This is a genomic window from Pseudomonas sp. MWU13-2105 (assembly GCF_023242315.1).
In the GTDB taxonomy this organism is placed as follows: Bacteria; Pseudomonadota; Gammaproteobacteria; order Pseudomonadales; family Pseudomonadaceae; genus Aquipseudomonas.
This window is the reverse complement of record NZ_JALLIY010000024.1, coordinates 96,082-115,857: the sequence shown is the minus strand read 5'-3', so window position 1 is coordinate 115,857 and position 19,776 is coordinate 96,082. Positions and strand designations below refer to the sequence as shown.

Annotated in this window: 20 protein-coding genes; 11 read left to right on the top strand and 9 right to left on the bottom strand. The window is 63.1% G+C overall.

Going from position 1 to position 19,776, the window contains the following annotated elements; all coding sequences use genetic code 11:
* Positions 1-17 precede the first annotated feature (17 nt).
* Together M5B96_RS28920 and M5B96_RS28915 are read right to left on the bottom strand one after the other, a co-directional pair.
* Complete coding sequence (locus M5B96_RS28920) at positions 18-1,511, bottom strand: CoA-acylating methylmalonate-semialdehyde dehydrogenase (RefSeq protein WP_152741626.1); 1,494 nt, start codon at positions 1,509-1,511, stop codon at positions 18-20.
* 83 nt (positions 1,512-1,594) lie between these two features.
* Entirely contained in the window at positions 1,595-2,944 is a 1,350-nt protein-coding gene (locus M5B96_RS28915) for an aspartate aminotransferase family protein (protein WP_248800341.1), read from the bottom strand.
* Positions 2,945-3,081: 137 nt separating this feature from the next.
* Here M5B96_RS28915 and M5B96_RS28910 point away from each other — a divergent pair, with 137 nt between their 5' ends.
* From M5B96_RS28910 to M5B96_RS28900, 3 genes are all read left to right on the top strand, one after another.
* Positions 3,082-4,002 (top strand): LysR family transcriptional regulator, encoded by a 921-nt coding sequence (locus M5B96_RS28910; protein ID WP_248800340.1) that lies wholly within the window; start codon positions 3,082-3,084, stop codon positions 4,000-4,002.
* Positions 4,003-4,286: 284 nt separating this feature from the next.
* A complete protein-coding gene (locus M5B96_RS28905; RefSeq protein WP_248800339.1) occupies positions 4,287-4,937 on the top strand; it encodes a TetR/AcrR family transcriptional regulator in 651 nt (216 codons plus the stop codon).
* 27 nt (positions 4,938-4,964) lie between these two features.
* A complete protein-coding gene (locus tag M5B96_RS28900) occupies positions 4,965-5,552 on the top strand; it encodes an IMPACT family protein (protein WP_248800338.1) in 588 nt (195 codons plus the stop codon).
* A 391-nt stretch (positions 5,553-5,943) separates the two neighbouring features.
* On the opposite strand, the gene M5B96_RS28895 is transcribed toward M5B96_RS28900, so the two are convergent.
* The gene (locus tag M5B96_RS28895) at positions 5,944-6,366 is read right to left on the bottom strand and encodes a hypothetical protein (protein WP_248800337.1); all 423 of its coding nucleotides are present in this window, start codon (positions 6,364-6,366) and stop codon (positions 5,944-5,946) included.
* An 86-nt stretch (positions 6,367-6,452) separates the two neighbouring features.
* On the opposite strand from M5B96_RS28895, the gene M5B96_RS28890 reads away from it, so the two are divergent.
* The 3 genes from M5B96_RS28890 (at position 6,453) to M5B96_RS28880 (ending at position 8,667) form a co-directional block, all read left to right on the top strand.
* Positions 6,453-6,836 (top strand): MerR family transcriptional regulator, encoded by a 384-nt coding sequence (locus tag M5B96_RS28890; protein ID WP_248800336.1) that lies wholly within the window; start codon positions 6,453-6,455, stop codon positions 6,834-6,836.
* A complete protein-coding gene (locus tag M5B96_RS28885; protein WP_248800335.1) occupies positions 6,829-7,512 on the top strand; it encodes an SDR family oxidoreductase in 684 nt (227 codons plus the stop codon). Before M5B96_RS28890 ends, M5B96_RS28885 begins: the two co-directional genes overlap by 8 nt.
* 201 nt (positions 7,513-7,713) lie before the next feature.
* Entirely contained in the window at positions 7,714-8,667 is a 954-nt protein-coding gene (locus M5B96_RS28880) for an adenosine deaminase (RefSeq protein ID WP_248800334.1), read from the top strand.
* A gap of 160 nt (positions 8,668-8,827) precedes the next feature.
* On the opposite strand, the gene M5B96_RS28875 is transcribed toward M5B96_RS28880, so the two are convergent.
* The 3 genes from M5B96_RS28875 to M5B96_RS28865 all read right to left on the bottom strand — a co-directional run bounded on the left by M5B96_RS28875 (position 8,828) and on the right by M5B96_RS28865 (position 12,221).
* Positions 8,828-10,201 carry an MFS transporter gene (locus tag M5B96_RS28875; RefSeq protein ID WP_248800333.1) on the bottom strand — a complete coding sequence of 458 codons (1,374 nt, stop codon included), beginning with the start codon at positions 10,199-10,201 and terminating at the stop codon, positions 8,828-8,830.
* Positions 10,202-10,326: 125 nt separating this feature from the next.
* The gene (locus M5B96_RS28870; protein WP_248800332.1) at positions 10,327-11,040 is read right to left on the bottom strand and encodes an ArsR/SmtB family transcription factor; all 714 of its coding nucleotides are present in this window, start codon (positions 11,038-11,040) and stop codon (positions 10,327-10,329) included.
* Between the two features lie 260 nt (positions 11,041-11,300).
* A complete protein-coding gene (locus tag M5B96_RS28865) occupies positions 11,301-12,221 on the bottom strand; it encodes a LysR family transcriptional regulator (protein ID WP_248800331.1) in 921 nt (306 codons plus the stop codon).
* A 118-nt stretch (positions 12,222-12,339) separates the two neighbouring features.
* Here M5B96_RS28865 and M5B96_RS28860 point away from each other — a divergent pair, with 118 nt between their 5' ends.
* Together M5B96_RS28860 and M5B96_RS28855 are read left to right on the top strand one after the other, a co-directional pair.
* Positions 12,340-13,353, top strand: coding sequence for a zinc-binding alcohol dehydrogenase family protein (locus M5B96_RS28860; RefSeq protein WP_248800330.1), 1,014 nt, complete (start codon positions 12,340-12,342; stop codon positions 13,351-13,353).
* A 268-nt stretch (positions 13,354-13,621) separates the two neighbouring features.
* Entirely contained in the window at positions 13,622-13,801 is a 180-nt protein-coding gene (locus tag M5B96_RS28855; RefSeq protein ID WP_248800329.1) for a hypothetical protein, read from the top strand.
* A 15-nt stretch (positions 13,802-13,816) separates the two neighbouring features.
* On the opposite strand, the gene M5B96_RS28850 is transcribed toward M5B96_RS28855, so the two are convergent.
* Positions 13,817-15,004, bottom strand: coding sequence for a multidrug effflux MFS transporter (locus M5B96_RS28850; protein WP_248800328.1), 1,188 nt, complete (start codon positions 15,002-15,004; stop codon positions 13,817-13,819).
* Positions 15,005-15,101: 97 nt separating this feature from the next.
* Entirely contained in the window at positions 15,102-15,302 is a 201-nt protein-coding gene (locus tag M5B96_RS28845; protein ID WP_248800327.1) for a heavy-metal-associated domain-containing protein, read from the bottom strand.
* Positions 15,303-15,450: 148 nt separating this feature from the next.
* Here M5B96_RS28845 and M5B96_RS28840 point away from each other — a divergent pair, with 148 nt between their 5' ends.
* From M5B96_RS28840 to cueR, 3 genes are all read left to right on the top strand, one after another.
* Positions 15,451-15,837 (top strand): hypothetical protein, encoded by a 387-nt coding sequence (locus tag M5B96_RS28840; RefSeq protein ID WP_248800326.1) that lies wholly within the window; start codon positions 15,451-15,453, stop codon positions 15,835-15,837.
* 63 nt (positions 15,838-15,900) lie between these two features.
* Complete coding sequence (locus tag M5B96_RS28835) at positions 15,901-18,288, top strand: heavy metal translocating P-type ATPase (RefSeq protein ID WP_248800325.1); 2,388 nt, start codon at positions 15,901-15,903, stop codon at positions 18,286-18,288.
* A gap of 10 nt (positions 18,289-18,298) precedes the next feature.
* Positions 18,299-18,700: a Cu(I)-responsive transcriptional regulator gene (cueR, locus tag M5B96_RS28830; RefSeq protein ID WP_248800324.1), complete on the top strand. Its 402-nt coding sequence runs from the start codon at positions 18,299-18,301 to the stop codon at positions 18,698-18,700.
* Between the two features lie 137 nt (positions 18,701-18,837).
* On the opposite strand, the gene M5B96_RS28825 is transcribed toward cueR, so the two are convergent.
* A complete protein-coding gene (locus M5B96_RS28825; RefSeq protein WP_248800323.1) occupies positions 18,838-19,734 on the bottom strand; it encodes a PA4780 family RIO1-like protein kinase in 897 nt (298 codons plus the stop codon).
* Between the last annotated feature and the right edge of the window lie 42 nt (positions 19,735-19,776).

Here is a 19,776-nt window from a genome sequence, read left to right as displayed (position 1 = left end):
TGTTCCCCCATCGACGCTTACAGGCTCGGGAAGGCGAATTGCGACGCCTCATGGCTGGCACGTTGTGGCCAGCGCTGGGTGATCGCCTTGCGCCGGGTATAGAAACGCACGCCATCCGGGCCGTAGGCATGCAGGTCGCCGAACAACGAACGCTTCCAACCGCCAAAGCTGTGGTAAGCCACCGGCACCGGCAACGGTACGTTGACCCCGACCATACCCACTTCGATCTCGTCGCAGAACAAACGCGCCGCTTCACCGTCACGGGTGAAGATGCAGGTACCGTTACCGTATTCGTGATCGTTGATCAGCTGCATGGCCGCTTCCAGGCTGTTGACCCGAACGATGCACAGCACCGGTCCGAAGATCTCTTCCTTATAGATGCGCATCTCAGGCGTCACGCGATCGAACAGGCAACCACCGAGGAAGAAACCCTCCTCATGATCCTTGACACTCAAGCCACGACCGTCGACCACCAACTGCGCCCCCGACGCCACGCCATCGGCAATATAGCCACTGACCTTGTCACGATGCTGGCCAGTGACCAATGGCCCCATGTCCAACCCGCACGAGGTACCGGCGCCGATCTTCAGCGCCTTGATCTGTGGTACCAGCTTGGCCACCAGCGCGTCCGCCACCTGGTCGCCGACGCAAACAGCCACCGAGATCGCCATGCAGCGCTCGCCGCAGGAACCGTAGGCCGCGCCCATCAAGGCACTGACCGCGTTGTCCAGATCCGCATCCGGCATCAGCACCGCATGGTTCTTCGCCCCGCCCAGGGCCTGGACGCGCTTGCCGCGCTTGGTGCCTTCGGCATAGATGTACTCGGCAATCGGGGTCGAACCGACAAAACTCAGGGCCTTGACCTCTGGCGCCTCGATCAGCGCATCCACCGCGGTCTTGTCACCATGCACCACGTTCAGCACGCCCTTGGGCAAACCAGCTTCCAGCAGCAGCTGGGCGATCAGCAAGGTCGAGCTCGGATCGCGCTCGGACGGCTTGAGGATGAAGCAGTTGCCGCAAACGATCGCCAGCGGATACATCCACAATGGCACCATCGCCGGGAAGTTGAATGGCGTGATGCCCGCCACTACGCCCAGCGGCTGGAAATCGGACCAGGCATCGATGTTCGGACCGACATTACGGCTGTATTCACCTTTCAGGACTTCCGGCGCGGCGCAGGCGTACTCGACGTTCTCGATACCACGCTTCAATTCACCGGCGGCGTCTTCCAGGGTCTTGCCGTGCTCTTCGCTGATCAGTTGGGCGATACGCGCCTCGTTCTGCTCCAGCAGTTGCTTGAAACGGAACATCACCTGGGCACGTTTGGCCGGCGGGGTATTGCGCCAGGCCGGAAAAGCCGCCTTGGCCGAATCGATGGCCTGCTGGATGGTCTCGCGATCCGCCAGGGGCACCTGGTGGATAACCTGGCCGGTGGACGGGTTGTACACGGCGGCCGTGCGACCGGAATCGCTGACCAGTTGGCCGTCGATCAAGTGTTGAATTGCGCTCATTGCGGGACTCCAGAACAGGGGCGTACAGAAGCGAGTCGCCTCGCTTCTGCCAGGAAATAATGTTGGCCTTCTATATAGAAGGATCAGTCGAGCTTGTTCAGCACTTCGCCGACGGCATCGAACAGACGATCCAGATCCTTCGGCTGGCTGTTGAAGGTTGGCCCGAACTGCAGGGTGTCGCCACCGAAGCGCACGTAGAAGCCGGCTTTCCACAAGGCCATGCCGGCTTCGAACGGACGCACGATGGCGTCACCGTCACGGCCAGCGATCTGGATCGCACCGGCCAGGCCGTAGTTGCGGATATCGATGACGTTCTTGCTGCCCTTCAGGCCATGCAGGGCATTTTCAAAGTGTGGCGCGACTTCGGCCACGCTCTGCACCAGGCTTTCCTTTTGCAGCAGGTCGAGTGCCGCCAGGCCCGCCGCGCACGCCACCGGATGCGCCGAATAGGTGTAGCCGTGGGGGAATTCCACGGCGTACTCGGGCGTCGGCTGGTTCATGAAGGTCTGGTAGATCTCGCTGCTGGCAATCACCGCGCCCATCGGGATGGCACCGTTGGTGACTTGCTTGGCGATACACATCAGGTCCGGGGTCACGCCGAAGCTGTCGGCACCGAACATCGCGCCGGTACGCCCGAAGCCGGTGATCACTTCATCGAACACCAGCAGGATATTGTGCTGGTCGCAGATTTCCCGCAGGCGCTTGAGGTACCCCTGTGGCGGTACCAGGACACCGGCGGAACCGGCCATGGGCTCGACGAACACCGCGGCGATATTGGACGCATCATGCAGCTCGATCAGCTTGAGCAACTCATCGGCCAAGGCGATACCGCCCTGCTCCGGCATGCCGCGGGAGAACGCATTGCTCGCCAGCAGGGTGTGGGGCAAATGGTCGACATCCATCATCGCCTGACCGAACAGCTTGCGGTTGCCGTTGACACCACCGAGGCTGGTCCCGGCGATGTTCACCCCGTGATAACCCCGGGCGCGACCGATCATCTTGGTCTTGGTCGCCTGGCCTTTCAGGCGCCAGTAGGCACGGACCATTTTCACCGCGGTATCGGCGCACTCGGAGCCGGAGTCGGTGAAGAACACATGGTTCAGGTTGCCCGGGGTCAGCGCGGTGATTTTCTCCGCCAGCTGGAACGACAACGGGTGACCGTACTGGAAGCCCGGCGAGTAATCGAGGGTGCCCAGTTGCTTGGCTACCGCCTCCTGGATTTCCTTGCGGGTGTGCCCGGCGCCACAGGTCCACAGGCCGGACAGCGAGTCATACACCCGGCGGCCCTTGTCATCGATCAGCCAACTGCCTTCGGCGGCAACGATCAGCCGCGGGTCGCGCTGGAAGTTGCGGTTGGCGGTGTAGGGCATCCAGTGGGCATCGAGCTTGAGCTGGCTGGCCAGGGAACCAGGGGCGTGTTCGGGCTTGTTCATCGGAGAAACCTCACAGGGCAATAAGCGGCGCGGGAGTTGAAAGCGCTCTTGCAGCTAAATTGCCATGGCGATAAAGTCTGTGAAATCCAACTTTTCTAATGTTCAGTCAGTAGATCACTAAACTATATGACCAAGCCATGAGCAGCCGCCGCCCCGACCCCCTGGCACAAGTCAGCGACTTTGATATCCGCTTGCTGCGCATCTTTCGCAGCGTGGTGGAGTGCGGCGGCTTTTCCGCGGCGCAAAGCGTGCTCGGCATCGGTCGCTCGGCCATCAGCCAGCAGATGAGCGATCTGGAACAGCGCCTCGGGCTGCGCCTGTGCCAACGCGGACGGGCCGGGTTCTCGCTGACCGAGGAAGGCCAAGAGGTCTATCACTCGGCATTACAACTGTTGGGCGCATTGGAGAGTTTCCGTACCGAGGTCAACGGCCTGCACCAGCACCTGCGTGGCGAACTGACCATCGGCCTGACCGATAACCTGGTCACCTTGCCGCATATGCGTATCACCCATGCACTGGCCCAGTTGAAGGAGCGCGGGCCGGATGTGCAGATCCAGATCCGCATGATCGCCCCCAACGAGGTGGAGCAAGGCGTGCTCGACGGGCGCTTGCATGTCGGCGTGGTGCCCCAGGCCAGCGCCTTGTCGGGCCTGGAGTATCAGCCGCTGTACAGCGAACGCTCGCAGCTCTACTGCGCGGTGGGCCATCCGCTGTTCTATGTCGACGACAAGCAACTGGACGATGAACGCCTCAACGCCCAGGACGCCATCGCCCCGACCTTCCGCCTGCCGGCCGAGATCCAGGCGCATTACCAGGCGCTCAATTGCACCGCGAGTGCTTCGGACCGCGAAGGCATGGCGTTCCTGATCCTGACCGGACGCTATATCGGCTACCTGCCCGATCACTACGCCAACCTCTGGGTCCAGCAAGGTCGGTTGCGCGCACTCAAGGCCAGTAGCCGTTTCTATGACTTGAGCCTGGCTTCGGTGACACGCAAGGGCCGACGGCCGCACCTGGTGCTGGAAAGTTTCCTCGAGAGCCTGGCGGCGACCCGCTGAAGATAATCACGCCCCCTGTCCCGCAAGAACAATACACGGCTCCAGGGCCTCTTAGCGGCGGCGCGGCGAAGGCGTCTTCAAGGACAACGCCAGGCTAGAATCCCCAATCGCCAACAAGCCGGCGCCGGCAAAATATCGCGCCCACTCCACTGCCGCGGATAGTTGCCCCGAAAGCGACAGAATCAACCCGGATCAACGCTTTATATGATCACAGGACTTGTCTCAACCCCCCGGGTACGCTATCTGTGCAGGGGTTGCACCCACAGACCCGTTCGGAACTGCCTATGACCGTTGAAGCCCCTGCCCATGCCGGAAAGCCCGCCAGCCGAATTCGCCAGAAAAACCAGGAAGCGATAATCAAGGCCGCCGAAGACGAGTTCGCCCGCCACGGTTTCAAAGGCACCAGCATGAACACCATTGCCCTGAACGCCGGGCTGCCCAAGGCCAACCTGCATTATTACTTCACCCACAAGCTGGGTCTGTATATCGCGGTATTGAGCAATATCCTCGAGCAGTGGGACAGCACCTTCAATCACCTCAGCGCCGAAGACGATCCGGCGCAGGCGCTGACCCGCTACATTCGCGCCAAGATGGAATTTTCCCGGCGCCAGCCACAGGCCTCGCGGATCTTCGCCATGGAAATCATCAGCGGTGGCGAATGCCTCACCGAGCACTTCAACCAGGACTACCGCACCTGGTTCCAGGGCCGGGCGAACGTGTTCCAGGCCTGGATCGACGCCGGCAAGATGGACCCGGTCGACCCGGTACACCTGATCTTCCTGCTCTGGGGCAGCACCCAGCATTACGCTGACTTCGCCACCCAGATCTGCCGGGTCACCGGTCGCCCGAGGCTGACCAAGCAAGATATGGAAGACGCCAGCAACAACCTGATCCGTATCATCCTCAAGGGCTGCGGCCTGACGCCGCCGCTCTGACCCTCTTGAACTGAAGCCGAATCCCGTATGCCTTTTACCCTTGCTGGCCTTTGCGAATACCGCGAGGAAATTCGCAAAAGCCGCTTTATCACCCTCGCCGCCCCGATCACCAGCGTCGCCGAAGCCCAGGCTTTTATCGAGCAACACAGCGACCCGGACGCCACCCACAACTGCTGGGCCTGGAAGCTCGCCGACCAGTACCGCAGCAGTGACGATGGCGAACCCGGCGGTACCGCGGGCCGACCGATCCTGGCCGCCATCGAAGCCCAGGATTGCGATCAGGTCGTGGTGCTGGTCATCCGTTGGTACGGCGGTATCCAATTGGGCACCGGCGGCTTGGCCCGTGCCTATGGCGGCGGCGCCAACAAGTGCCTGCAGAGTGCCGAGCGCCTGCCACTGATCAGCCGGGTCGCACTGAACTGCGCCTGCGGCTTCAGCGAACTGGCACTGGTCAAACTGCGGGTAGCCGAACTCGGCGGCCTGATCGTCGAGGAGCAGTTCACCGCCAATGGCGTGGAACTGCAGTTGGCGGTGGGCCAGGCGCAGATCGATACACTGCAACGGCAATTGGCCGATCTCAGCCGCGGACGCATTCTCTTGCAGCGCCAGGAGTAACCGGCCCACCCCAGCGGTTGCCCACAGTCACTGTGCACCCGACTGTGGATAACCTGAGTACATCCGGCTGTAACCCTTCTGCAACGTGGCTTTGCGGTCGCTGATCAGTTTTTGTCCAATATCCCTTCAGCGGCGTAAAAATCCCCTCCAAACAGCGAGTTACCTAGGTTTATCGCGTTTGGAAAATAGCCGAATGGCCTTTATGCCCAAGCCTCGAGCTTGCACACAGATACTGTGGAGCAACCTGTGGATAAGCCGTGCAAGGGTGGCCGGGCAGCCGATCCGGCCGAGCCCGCGCGAAATCGATCGTTTTTTGATCAACACCTATGACCCGGAGTTGCCTGCGATGGCGATGGCGAAGCTGATCTCGCCATCGCCGGCAAGCCGGCCCCTACAAAGTTGGTGCGGCGCTCGACAGCGCCGGGCGTACCGGCAATAGCTGGGCGATCCCCCAGGCCAGTTCAAAGAACAGGAACACCGCGATAATCATGCTCGCCCCCTGGCTCAAGGCATAAGCCTGCCAGGTCGCGAACAGCATCCGGCCCGCCGCGTCATAGCGGCCGAATACCTGTTGCGGGTCGCGGATACGCAACACCGCCCAGACGCAGACGATCGAGCCCAACAGGTTCGCCATCAACAGGTGTGCCGGCGCAAACGGCGGAAAGCTGCCGGGCAAGTTCAGCGCCGCGGCCAACGCCAGCAACGCCCCGTGCAGGGCGAGAAAACTCCAGGGCGTGACAAAACCCGCCGTGACGATCAAGTCATACCAGCCACTGGCCCGAACCAGCCGACGATACTGTGCTGCGCTCCACATACTGCATCTCCATGGACAGTCAAAGAGCACAGAGGCTAAAGCCTGGAGTATGCTCCAAGGTCAAGTCTTTCCAGAGAGCGAGCAGCATGCGTATCGGTGAACTGGCCCGGGCCTGTGCCGTCAGTTGCGACACCCTGCGTTTCTACGAGCAGCGCGGCTTGATCGTTGCCCAACGCAGCGCCAACGGCTATCGGGACTATCCCACCGAAATGGTGCAACTGGTGCAGTACATCAAGACCGCCCAGCGCCTGGGCTTCAGCCTGGGCGAAATCGGCAGCAGCGTCGCCGGGGTGTGGAATGCAGCGGATGCCGACGGCGCCGTCACGCAACTACTGCAAGACAAGCTCACGCTGATCGAAGCGCGCATCGCCGACCTGGGCGAATTGCGTTTGGAATTGCAGTATCGCCTGCAACAGAGTTGTCCTCTGAGAACCGGACTTTCATCTGACAAGGAGTTTGCTCATGAGTAATAAGAATGCATTGATCATCGGTGCTTCCCGCGGCCTCGGCCTCGGCCTGGCCAAACAACTGCTGGCCGACGGCTGGGACGTGACCGCCAGCGTGCGCGACGGCCACAAGGCCGAGGCCCTGAAAGCCCTCGGCCCGGTACGCATCGAGGTCCTGGACATGGATGATCACGCGGCGGTGAGCGCACTGGCGCAACGCCTGGAAGGCCAGGTGTTCGATCTGCTGTTCGTCAATGCCGGCGTCAAGGGGCCTGACGACCAGCGGCCGGGCAGCGCCTCGTTGGCGGAGATCGGGCAATTGTTCATGACCAATGCCATCGCCCCCGTGGCCCTGGCCCAGCGTTTCGTCGGCCAGATCCGCCCGGGCAACGGGGTGATCGCCTTCATGAGCTCGGTGCTGGGCAGCGTAACCATGCCCGATGCACCGAACCTGGCCTTCTACAAGGCGAGCAAGGCGGCGCTGAACTCCATGACCAGCACCTTCCTGAGTGAAATCGAAGCACCGACCTTCACCGTCCTGTCGATGCACCCGGGCTGGGTGAAAACCGACATGGGCGGCGACGGCGCGGATATCGATGTGGCAACCAGCGTCCGCGGCCTGGTCGACCAGGTCAATGCCTATGCCGGTCGGGGCGGGCATCATTTCATCAACTACCGGGGCGAGAGCATTCCCTGGTGAACACCGCCTCCCCTTGTAGGAGCGAGCGTGTTCGCGATGGGCGTCAACGATAACGCGGGGAGCCTGATGCCCCGCAGAGCCTGGGCTACCATCGCGAGCAAGCTCGCTCCTGCAAGGGGTACGAATTCGAGCTGGATTTAGCCGGTGTCCCGGCGACACCTGTAGAATGCCCGGCATCTGCACCTGATGAGAAAAACGACCATGTACGACTGGCTCAATGCCCTGCCCAAGGCAGAACTGCACCTGCATCTGGAAGGCTCGCTGGAGCCGGAGCTGCTGTTCGCCCTGGCCGAGCGCAACAAGATCGCCCTGCCGTGGAGCGACGTGGAGACCTTGCGCAAGGCCTATGCCTTCAACAACCTGCAGGAATTCCTCGATCTCTATTACCAGGGTGCCGACGTGCTGCGCACCTCCCAGGACTTCTACGACCTGACCTGGGCCTACCTGCTGCGCTGCAAGGCGCAGAACGTGATCCACAGCGAACCCTTCTTCGATCCGCAGACCCACACCGACCGGGGCATCCCCTTCGAAGTGGTGCTCAACGGCATCGCCGCGGCGCTCAAGGACGGCGAACAGCAACTGGGCATCAGCAGCGGCCTGATCCTCAGCTTCCTGCGCCACCTCAGTGAAGATGAAGCGCAGAAGACCCTGGACCAGGCGCTGCCGTTCCGCGACGCCTTTGTCGCGGTCGGCCTCGACAGTTCGGAATTGGGTCACCCGCCGAGCAAGTTCCAGCGGGTCTTCGATCGCGCCCGCGGCGAAGGTTTCCTGACTGTCGCCCACGCCGGCGAGGAAGGTCCGCCGGAGTACATCTGGGAAGCCCTCGACCTGCTGAAGGTCCAGCGTATCGACCACGGCGTACGCGCCATCGAGGACGAGCGACTGATGCAGCGGATCATCGACGAACAGATCCCGCTGACCGTCTGCCCACTGTCGAACACCAAGCTGCGCGTATTCGAGCACATGTCGCAGCACAACATCCTCGACATGCTTGAGCGCGGCGTGAAAGTCACGGTGAACTCCGATGACCCGGCCTACTTCGGTGGTTATGTGACCGAGAACTTCCACGCCCTGTACACCGACCTGGGCATGACCAGGGAACAGGCCCAGCGCCTGGCGCAGAACAGCCTGGATGCGCGCCTGGTCAAACCCTGATGTAGCCGATCTGATAAACGCCGTCGAACTGTAGGAGCAGGGCTTGTCGGATCGCCGCGCCGCCGCGAAGGGGGCCGAAAGATCGCCAGAAGCTTCGCGGGCAAGCCCTGCTCCTACAAACTTATGCCGTACTCGCTGTTTGCGCTCGACGCCACTGCGCTTATGCCACCTCGCTCAACTCCTCCAGCGCCTTGCCTTTGGTTTCCATGCCAAAGCGCCAGACCAGCAGCGCCGCAATCGCGAAGCACAGCGCCCCCAGGGCAAAGACCCCGCCCTGCCCCATCACCGGGAACACCAGCCCGGTCACCAGCGGCCCGAGCAACGAGCCGATCCGGCCCACCGCCGAGGCAAAACCGGAGCCCGTGGCCCGCGCCGACGTCGGATACAACTCCGGTGTATAGGTGTACAACACCGCCCACATGCCGAACAGGAAGAACTGCATCAACAACCCCGAGCCCACCAGCAAGCCGACATTGCCGCCGAACACCGCGCTCTGCCCGTAGAAAAACGCCATGACCCCGCCCCCGAGCAAGGTGACGATGCACACCGGCTTGCGCCCCCAGCGCTCCACCAACCAGGCCGCCATCAGGAAGCCCGGAATCCCGCCCAGGGAAATCAGCACCGTGTAGTACACCGACTGGGTCACCGCGAAACCCGACTGCTGCAACAAGGCGCTGAGCCAGGAGGTCAGGCCGTAGAAGCCGAGCAGGGCAAAGAACCAGACGCTCCAGATCATCATGGTGCGCTGGCGGTACAAGGGCGACCACAATTGTTGAAAGGCCGCAAAGAAGCTCGGCGCGCGGTCCACGCCACGGGGCAGGCGCAGCGGAATCGGCAGCGCCGTGCACTTGAGCGAGACCCGCACCCGTTCCTCGATATCGTCCAGCACCTTGTCCGCCGCCGCATGATGCCCGGCCTGCTCCAGCCAGCGCGGTGACTCGGGGATGAAAAAGCGAATCGCCAGGACAAACACCGCCGGGATCGCCAGCACCAGGAAGATGTCACGCCAGCCCACCAGTGGCAGCAGGAAATACGACAGTACCCCCGCCGCGACAAAGCCGAGGGGCCAGAAGCCGTCCATCAATGCGATATAGCGCCCACGGCGTTTGGCCGGAATCAGTTCCGAGAGCATCGACTGGGCAATCGGAAACTCCATGCCCATGCCGAACCCCAGCAGGATGCGGAACAGCGTGAGGCTCTCGACGGTCTGCGTGGTGGAGCACAGGTAACTGGCCAGGCCCCAGAGCACGATGCTCCACTGGAACACCGGCTTGCGCCCGAAGCGGTCGGCGAGCAGGCCCGATAGCGAAGCACCGACCACCATGCCGAAGAAACTCGAACTGGCCAGCAGACCGGCCTGGGCACTGCTGAGGGCGAACTCGGCTTTGATCGAGCCGAGCAGGAAGGTCATCATCGCCAGGTCCATGGAGTCGAAGAAAAACGCCAGGGCGATGATGATGAAAATCAGCCGGTGATAACCGCTGATGGGCAAGCGTTCCAGTCGTTCCGCCGCGCTGTAGCCTTGAGCTGCCATGGGATATCCCTCGATTCGAATCTTCGATCGAGTGTGCGGTATCGTCAGGAGGGCTTGTTTCTGGTTACGACCTGCTCACAGCCTTGAGCGACGCCCGCCGCATCCATGCGGCAGGCCACCGGGGCTCAGCCGGCCAATTCGAGCTCGACTTCACAGGCCAGCTTGCCGATCTGCCGCTGCCCGAGCGCGGAGACCTGCAAGGCCCGGGAATCTTCCCGCGAGGCCAACCAACCGGATTGCAGGAACAGTTGCAGCAGGCCGGCACCCAGCGCCCCGCCCAGGTGCGGACGACGTTGCAGGTCGTGGCAGACACAGGCGATCTCACGCTGCCCATGGGCCAGCGCCTGGATGTACAGGCCGCGCTCGGCCAGGCGCGCCGCGCCCTTGCTGGTGACCCGCAATCGCAGTTCCTGCTGTTCGATCCAGCCCGCCACCAACAGGCGCTGGTAAAGCTCGCTGGCCAGTTCACCGCCCAGATGATCGTGGCACACCCGGGCGTGACGCAGGGCCTCCGCGTCGGGGGCCAGGGCCTTGAGCGCATGCGCCATCGCCAACGGTGCACTGGCCAATGAAGCGCTGGCCAGGGCTTGCACCGCCGTAGCCACTTCCGGGGCGGCGAGGCGGAAGAAGCGCTTGCGCCCGCGCTCCTCGATCCGGACCAGGCCGCCCGAACTCAGGCGCGCCAGATGGGCGCTGGCCGAGGACAGCGACAGCCCCGTGCACAGGGCCAACTCATCGGCAGCCCGGGCGCTGCCATCCAACAACGCCCACATCATTGCACTGCGCTTGGGGTCGGCAAGCAGCGTGGCAATCTGACTGACGCAAGGTGCATATTCCATGTATTCACTCCCTGTTGAAACACTGATCGAACGCACACGGGGCATACTGAGGAGTAATCCCGTCCAAGCCAAGACGCGAAAATGCCAAAAACTGGGCGATTTTTTCATCGTTTGGCAATCAACGGCGGCGAATGAAACAAAATGCATCATCCGCCGAAAGGATATTGGATCCAATATCTCCAGCCTAAACCACAATGTGCATGGAGCCGACCTTTATTCCTGAACGGGTTGTAACAGAACCTCTTTGAGATCGACGTGCCTCATACCCGGGAAACCGGCGCCAGGCGCCCGAGTTGTGCGCAGCGCCGGCTCAGCATCTCGCGCAACAGGTTCACCGGCTTACTCAATTGAGCGCGATGAGCGCACAACAGATTCAGTGGAGCGCGCTCACAACGCAGTTCCGGCAACAACACCTGCAAGCGTCCCGCGAGGATATCGGCCGACACATCCAGCCAGGATTTGTAGGCGATACCGACCCCGGCCACGGCCCAGCGTCGCACCACATCGGCATCGTCGCTGAAGCGGTCGCCGCTGACGGTCAGGCTGACTTCGCGCTTGCCGTCATGAAAACTCCAATGGTCATGCACCCGGCTGCTCAGCATGTAGAGCAGGCAGTTGTGCTGCGCCAGTTGCGCCAAGGTCCGCGGTTCGCCGTGCCGTGCCAGATAACCCGGGGCCGCGCACAGCACCCGGCGGTTATCCGGGGCCACGGGCAACGCCACCAGGCTGGAGTCCTCCGGCTCGCCATAACGCAAGGCAATGTCCACCGGCTGGCGGAACAGATCGGCGATGCGGTCGCCCAGCAGCAGGCGCACGGTCAGTTGCGGGTGTTCGCGCTGGAACTCGTCCAGCCAGGGCAGCAGCAGGTTGCGCCCGAAGTCCGAGGGCGCCGATAACTGCAGGACGCCGCTGACCTGGTCCTGCCCGCGCGCCAGCAGCCGGCGCCCCTCATCGAGTTGGCTCAACGCACCCCGGGCATATTCAAGGAAACCCTCGCCCTCGGCCGTCAGCCTCAGGCTACGGGTCGAGCGCGCCAGCAGGCGCGCGCCCAGTTGCTGCTCAATCCGCTTCAAGGCCGCGCTGGCCACCGCCGCCGACATGTCCATGACCCGCGCCGCCGCCGACAGGCTACCCAGGTCGGCGGCACGGACAAACAACTGCAAGTCATCGAAACGCAGCATGGCGCCCTCGTCATTATCAAAAAAATATTGAAAGAGCCTGCTGTTTTAGCCGGTTTTATCTTCAAGGGAAATAGCCAATCATGGCGCCATCGAAATCACAGCCCTCTGGAGTTTTCACATGAAAGCCATTGCCTTCTACGCGGCCCTGCCCGTCAACGATCCGCTGTCCCTGCAGGACATCGAGCTGCCCGCCCCGGTCGCCGGTCCCCGCGACCTGCTGGTGGAGGTCAAGGCCATCTCCGTCAATCCGGTGGACACCAAGGTCCGCCAATTCATGCCCCCGGAAAACGGCGAGGCCAAGGTGCTCGGCTGGGATGTCGCCGGGGTGGTCAAGGCGGTGGGCAGCGCCGTCAGCCTGTTCAAGGTCGGCGACGCGGTTTTCTATGCCGGCTCGCTGACCCGTCCCGGCGCCAACAGCGAACTGCACCTGGTCGATGAACGCATCGTCGGGCACAAGCCGAAAAGCCTGGGTTTTGCCGAAGCCGCCGCCTTGCCGCTGACCGCCATCACCGCCTGGGAGCTGCTGTTCGAGCGCCTGCGGATCGCCGAGGACAAGGCCGATCAGGGCCAGAGCCTGTTGATCGTCGGCGCGGCCGGTGGCGTGGGTTCGATCCTGACCCAGCTCGCCAGCCAGTTGACCGGCCTGAAAGTCATCGGCACCGCTTCACGCGCTGAAACCCGGGACTGGGTAACGGCATTGGGCGCCGACCTGGTCATCGATCACAGCCGGCCGTTGAGCGAAGAACTCAAGGCCCACGGGCAGACGCAGGTGACCCATGTCGCCAGCCTGACCCAGACCGACAGCCATCTCGACCAACTGGTCGAAGCCCTCAAGCCGCAGGGCAAGCTGGCGCTGATCGACGACCCGAAAGGCCTCGACATCAGCAAGCTCAAGCGCAAGAGCCTGTCGTTGCACTGGGAGTTCATGTACACCCGCTCGATGTTCGAGACTGACGATATGATCGAGCAGCACAACCTGCTCAACCGCGTCGCCGAGCTGATCGATGCCGGGGTGTTGAAAACCACGCTGGGTGAGCATTTCGGCCAGATCAATGCCGCCAACCTGCGCCGTGCCCACCAACTGCTGGAAAGTGGCAAGGCCAAGGGCAAGATCGTGCTGGAAGGGTTCTGAGTCGAATCCCCCACACCTGTCGACCTGCCCCCCTGTAAGAGCCGGCTTGCCGGCTCCTTCAGGGTTCGTGGTACCTTCAGAATAATGCCCCTGGGAGGAAGATCGCGCCTGCCAAGCAATCCGGGCAACCACCAGTCAGATGATTGAGCCAGGTCATCTATCAGTAGGAAATCAGCGCTACACTCGTACCCTCACTGCTGTTTTGGTTTTAATGCAGTCATTTTCAAGCAACAGAGAATGAGTCGTTACCAACAGGAGGAAGTCCGCAATGAATATACTGCTCAAAGAACTGCCCCGGCCCCACGGCAATCAATGGCAGGTCCGTCTGGACCAGCACGTGGTGACCTTCCGTAGCGAATCCGAAGCCCGCGCTTTTGTCAGCACCCTGCAAGCCAGGTTGCAGGCCCCCCACGTATTCCCCGAGCACCAGCAACGCGCCGTCGGTTGATCCCGCGCCGGGAATCTAGCCCTGGATGACTCGCGCGTTCTGCACGCGTCGAGTCGACATGGCCAGGCTGACCACCAGTACACCGCACAGGCTGATGACCAGGGCCATCGGCATGGCGCTGCCATCGTGCAGCACCCCGACCAATGACGCGGCGGCCGCCGCCACGCCGAACTGCAGGCAGCCCAGCGTCGCCGACGCACTGCCGGCGCGCGCGCCCTGGCCGTTCATGGCACAGGCCGAGGCATTGGGCAGAATGCAGCCCAGGCTGGAAATACAGATGAACAGCGGCACCAGCAACGGCCACAACTGCTGCGGATGCAGGCTGCTGATCGCCAGCAACGCCAGGCCGGCCGCCAGGTAAACCCACACCGCGCGCACCAGCAGAAAGGCCGGGCCGCGCTTGGCCAGCAAACGTGCATTGACCTGTGCCGTCAGGATGAACCCCGCGGCGTTGGTGCCGAACAACCAGCCATAGTGCTCGGCCGGTACGCCATAAAGCTTGATGAACACGAACGGCGAACCGGCGATATAGGCAAACATCCCGGCAATCGCGATCCCGCCGGTCAGGGCGTGGCCGAGGAACAGGCGATCGCCCAACAACCGGCCATATTGGCGCAACGCCCCGGACAACGGTGGACGTGGCTGATTGGCCGGCAGGCTCTCGGGCAGGCCAAGAATCACCGCGATGGCCGCCAAGGCACTGAAGAGCGTCAGGGCGATAAAGATCGAATGCCAGCCATAGAGATTGACCAACACACCGCCGAGCATCGGCGCCAGGATCGGCGCCAGCCCGACCACCAGCATCAGTTGCGAGAAGACCTTGGCCGAGCCCACGGCGTCGCATTTGTCGCTGACCACCGCACGGGAAATCACCATCCCGGCGCAACCGCCCAGGGCCTGGACAAAACGCGCGGCAATCAACCACTCCAGGCTCGGGGCGAAGGAACAGGCCAGGGACGCGACAGTGAACAGCGCCACCCCAACCAGCAACGGCAGCCGCCGACCGAAACGGTCGGCCACCGGCCCATAGGCCAACTGGCCGATGGACAGGCCGAGGAAATACACCGCCAGGGTCAGCTGGATATGTTTTTCATCGGTGCCGAAGGCCGTGGCCATGGCCGGAAACCCCGGCAGGTAGAAGTCGATGGCCAACGGTGCGAAAGCGCTCAGGGCGCCAAGAATCAGGATGGTTCGCAGGTTCATCAGGTGTCCAGGGAAGATCGGCGCGGGCCGCTAGTCTAGCGGCGCGCGGCGGCCTTGAACATTCTGATAGGTCGCTAACTATTAAAAAAACCGGGGGTCAACCGGCCAGCTTCGCCTCATAACCCTCTTCACTGATGGCGCTGAGCACTTCCTCCGCCGACAGCCGACTGTTCACGCCGACTTCCTTCGCCGCCAGGTCGACCCGCACTTCGGCCGCCGGGTCGCGGGCCTGGACCGCCTGGGTGATCGCCCGTACACAGTGACCACAGGACATACCCTGGACATTGAAAACTTGCATGACACGGCTCCTTTCATGGGGGAATGCCAGTAGTCTCAAGCTTGCCACCATGGCAAGGTCAAGTTCCTGATGACACTGCCGGGCTGGCATTTAACGCGAGCCTGCGCCAAGCTTCGGCATCGACGATCAAACCGTAGGAGATTCAGCCATGCGCTGGTCAGCATTCAGCCTGTTCGGCCTTCTCAGTATTTTCGGTGCGAGTCCTTTCGCCAGCGCGGCCGGAGAGAACTACGCCGTACTGATCATTTCTCGCGAGCGCCTGGAAGTCTCCACCTCCTGCGAGATCGGCATCTATTTCCAGGATCAACTGTCCGGCCGCTTGTTCCAGGAACAGTCCAGTTCCTTCAACCTGCCGCCAGGCAACGTCTCCATCCGCTTGAAATTCTTGCCCGGACAGACCCCAGGCTGCGCCGCCGGCATGCTCACCACCCCCGAGCAGGTGATCAAGCTCAACGGCGGCGATGTGCGCAAGTTCTCCATCGTCGGCGGCCCGGAAGGCCTGCGCCTGAAACCGGCATCGCTGGGTTATCAATAAGCGCTTGACCTTGCCAAGGGGGCAAGGTTGATCCTTGGGCCAACTTCTCCAGGAGTATTGCCCATGCTCGCCCCAACCCTTTTCGACCTGCCGATCGCCGGCATGACCTGCGCCAGTTGCGCCGGTCGTGTCGAGCGGGCCCTGAGCAAGGTCGCCGGCGCCAGTGCCGTCAGCGTCAACCTCGCCACCGAACAGGCCCGCGTCCAGGCCCCGGCCGATAGCCTGCCGGCACTGCTGCGCGCCGTCGAGCAGGCCGGCTACAGCGTGCCCACGCAGACCCTGGAACTGGATATCGGCGGCATGACCTGCGCCTCCTGCGCCGGCCGGGTCGAACGGGCCTTGAGCAAGGTTTCCGGCGTGCAGCGGGTCAGTGTCAACCTGGCCAGTGAACGCGCCCATCTGGATTTGCTCGGCCAGGTCGATGCCGCCAGGCTGATCGCGGCTGTCACGAACGCCGGTTACACCGCCAGCCTGCGGCAAGGCGAGGCCGCCGTCGCCCTGGACCAGCAAGGTCGCCTGCGCCGCGAGCGTTTGTCCCTGCTGTTGGCGATCGCCCTGGCCCTACCGCTGGTGGTGCCGATGCTGGTCCAGCCGCTGGGCTACCACTGGATGCTGCCGGCCTGGCTGCAATGGGCCCTGGCCACTCCAGTGCAATTCATCTTCGGCGCGCGCTTCTATGTCGCCGCCTGGAAAGCGCTCAAGGCCGGGGCCGGCAACATGGACCTGCTGGTCGCCCTGGGTACCAGCGCCGGTTATGGCCTGAGCCTGTATCAGTGGGCCAATGCCGCCCCGGGCAGCATGCCCCACCTGTACTTCGAAGCCTCGGCGGTGGTGATCGCCCTGATATTGCTGGGCAAATATCTGGAAAGCCGCGCCAAGCGCCAGACCGCCAGCGCCATCCGCGCCCTGGAAGCCTTGCGGCCGGAGCGGGCGATCCAGGTGATCGATGGCCGCGAGCAGGACGTCGCCATCAGCGCCCTGCGTCTCGATGACCTGGTGCTGGTCAAGCCCGGCGAACGTTTCCCGGTGGACGGCGAGGTGGTCGAAGGCCGCAGCCACGCCGACGAAGCGCTGATCAGCGGGGAAAGCCTGCCGGTGCCCAAGCAACCCGGCGACTCGGTCACCGGCGGGGCGATCAACGGCGAAGGTCGATTGCTGGTAAGAACCCGGGCGCTGGGCGCCGAAACCGTGCTGGCGAGGATCATCCGCCTGGTAGAGGACGCCCAGGCCGGCAAGGCACCGATCCAGAAACTGGTGGACAAGGTCAGCCAGGTGTTCGTCCCGACTGTCCTCCTGCTGGCCCTGGCGACGCTGCTCGGCTGGTGGCTGCACGGCGCACCGCTGGAGACCGCGCTGATCAATGCGGTGGCGGTGCTGGTGATTGCCTGCCCATGCGCCCTGGGCCTGGCCACGCCGACCGCGATCATGGCCGGCACTGGCGTGGCCGCGCGCCACGGCATCCTGATCAAGGACGCCGAAGCCCTGGAGCGTGCCCATGAAGTCAGCGTCGTGGTCTTCGACAAGACCGGCACCCTCACCTCCGGCACGCCGCGCATCGCCCACCTGATCAGCACGGAGGCTGACGAGGACAACGTGCTGCAACTGGCCGGGGCCCTCCAGCGCGGCAGCGAACACCCCCTGGCCAAGGCCGTGCTGGACGCCTGCGCGGAACGCGGCCTGGCCCTTGCGGATGTCAGTGACAGCCGCGCCTTGAGCGGACGCGGCATTGCCGGTCGTCTCGGCGAACGCGCCCTGGCCCTGGGCAATCAGCGTCTGCTCGACGAAAGCGGCCTGGACGCAGGCGCATTGGCCGAGTCGGCGAGCGCCTGGGAGGCCGAAGGCCGGACCTTGTCCTGGTTGATCGAGCAAAGTCCGCAAGCACGGGTGCTCGGCCTGTTCGCCTTCGGTGACACCCTCAAGCACGGCGCCCCGCAAGCCATCGAGCAGCTCAAGGCCCGGCAGATCAGCAGCCACCTGCTGACCGGCGACAACCGTGGCAGCGCCAGGGTGGTCGCCGAGGCCCTGGGTATCGACGATGTCCACGCACAAGTACTGCCGGCAGACAAAGCGGCCATCATCGCCGAGCTTAAGCGCAAAGCTGTGGTGGCGATGGTCGGCGACGGTATCAACGACGCCCCGGCGCTGGCCGCTGCCGATATCGGCATTGCCATGGGCGGCGGCACCGATGTCGCCATGCACGCGGCGGGCATCACCCTGATGCGCGGCGATCCGCGACTGGTGCCGGCGGCCCTGGAGATCAGCCGCAAGACCTATGCGAAGATCCGCCAGAATCTGTTCTGGGCCTTCGTCTATAACCTGATCGGCATCCCCCTGGCCGCCTTCGGCCTGCTCAACCCGGTACTGGCCGGGGCGGCCATGGCCTTGTCCAGTGTCAGCGTGGTGAGCAACGCGTTGCTGCTCAAGACCTGGAAACCCAAAGATCTCGACTGAAGGAGTTGTCATGAATATCGGCCAAGCAGCCCGCCAGAGCGGCCTGAGCGCGAAGATGATTCGTTACTACGAGTCCATCGGCCTGCTCAAGGCCGCCAGCCGCACGGACAGCGGCTACCGTTTGTACAGCGCGCAGGATTTGCACAGCCTGGCCTTTATCAAGCGTTCCCGGGACCTGGGTTTCTCCCTGGAAGAGGTCGGCAAGCTGCTGACCCTCTGGCAGGACCGCCAGCGCGCCAGTGCCGACGTCAAGGCCCTGGCGCGCCAGCATATCGATGAGTTGAGCCGCAAGATCGAGGAGTTGGCCAGCCTGCGCGATACCTTGCAGGACCTGGTGGAACACTGCCACGGCGATCAGCGCCCCGACTGCCCGATCCTCAAGGACCTGGCATCGGGCGGCTGCTGCAATTGAAAAATCCGGCGTCAATGGCGATGCTATCCACTTAAAGCCGAACACAAATCTTGTGGGAGCGGTGCTTGCCCGCGAAGCTTTTAGCGCTCTCAGGGGCCTCTTCGCGGGCAAGCACCGCTCCCACAGTTTTTACGCGATCACTGCTGCATCCACGGCGGAGGCGGCTCTTCAGCCTTGCCCGGCGGCTTGTCATCCGCCGCGCGGATCGCCTGCCGGCGCTCCTCCTCGAACCGTGCCGCTTCAATTTCACGCATCACACTGCCGACATCCGCCAGTTCTTCCGGATCGTCGAACTCACCGGTCAGGATGCTGCCCGGATGCAAGGTGCCGGCTTCGAACAAGGCCCACATTTCCTTGGCATAACGGGTGTGCCGCAGCTCCGGAGCAAAACGCCCGAAGTACGAGGCCATGTTGCCGACGTCGCGCTCCAGCATGCTGAAGGCATGGTTGTTGCCGGCCGCATCCACCGCCTGGGGCAAGTCGATGATCACCGGTCCCTGTGGCGTCAACAGCACGTTGAACTCCGACAGGTCACCATGCACCAGGCCGGTACACAACATCAGCACGATCTGGGAAATCAGGAACGCGTGGTACTCGCGCGCCTGATCCGGCTCCAGCACCACATCGTTGAGGCGCGGCGCGGCATCGCCGTACTCGTCCGCCACCAACTCCATCAACAGCACGCCTTCCAGGAAGTCGAACGGCTTGGGCACCCGTACGCCGGCGCTGGCCAGACGGAACAATGCCGCCACTTCCGCGTTCTGCCAGGCGTCCTCGGTCTCCTTGCGACCGAACTTGGAGCCCTTGGCCATGGCCCGGGCCTGCCGGCTGTTACGCACCTTGCGGCCTTCCTGATACTCGGCCGCCTGACGAAAACTTCGTTTATTCGCCTCCTTGTAGACCTTGGCGCAACGTAGCTCGTTGCCACAGCGCACCACATAAACCGCTGCCTCTTTGCCACTCATGAGTGGGCGCAGCACCTCGTCGACCAGACCGTCCTCGATCAGGGGTTCAATGCGTTTTGGAGTCTTCATCAGCTTTTATTGTGGGTCCTTTATTGCCAAACACGCGAATGT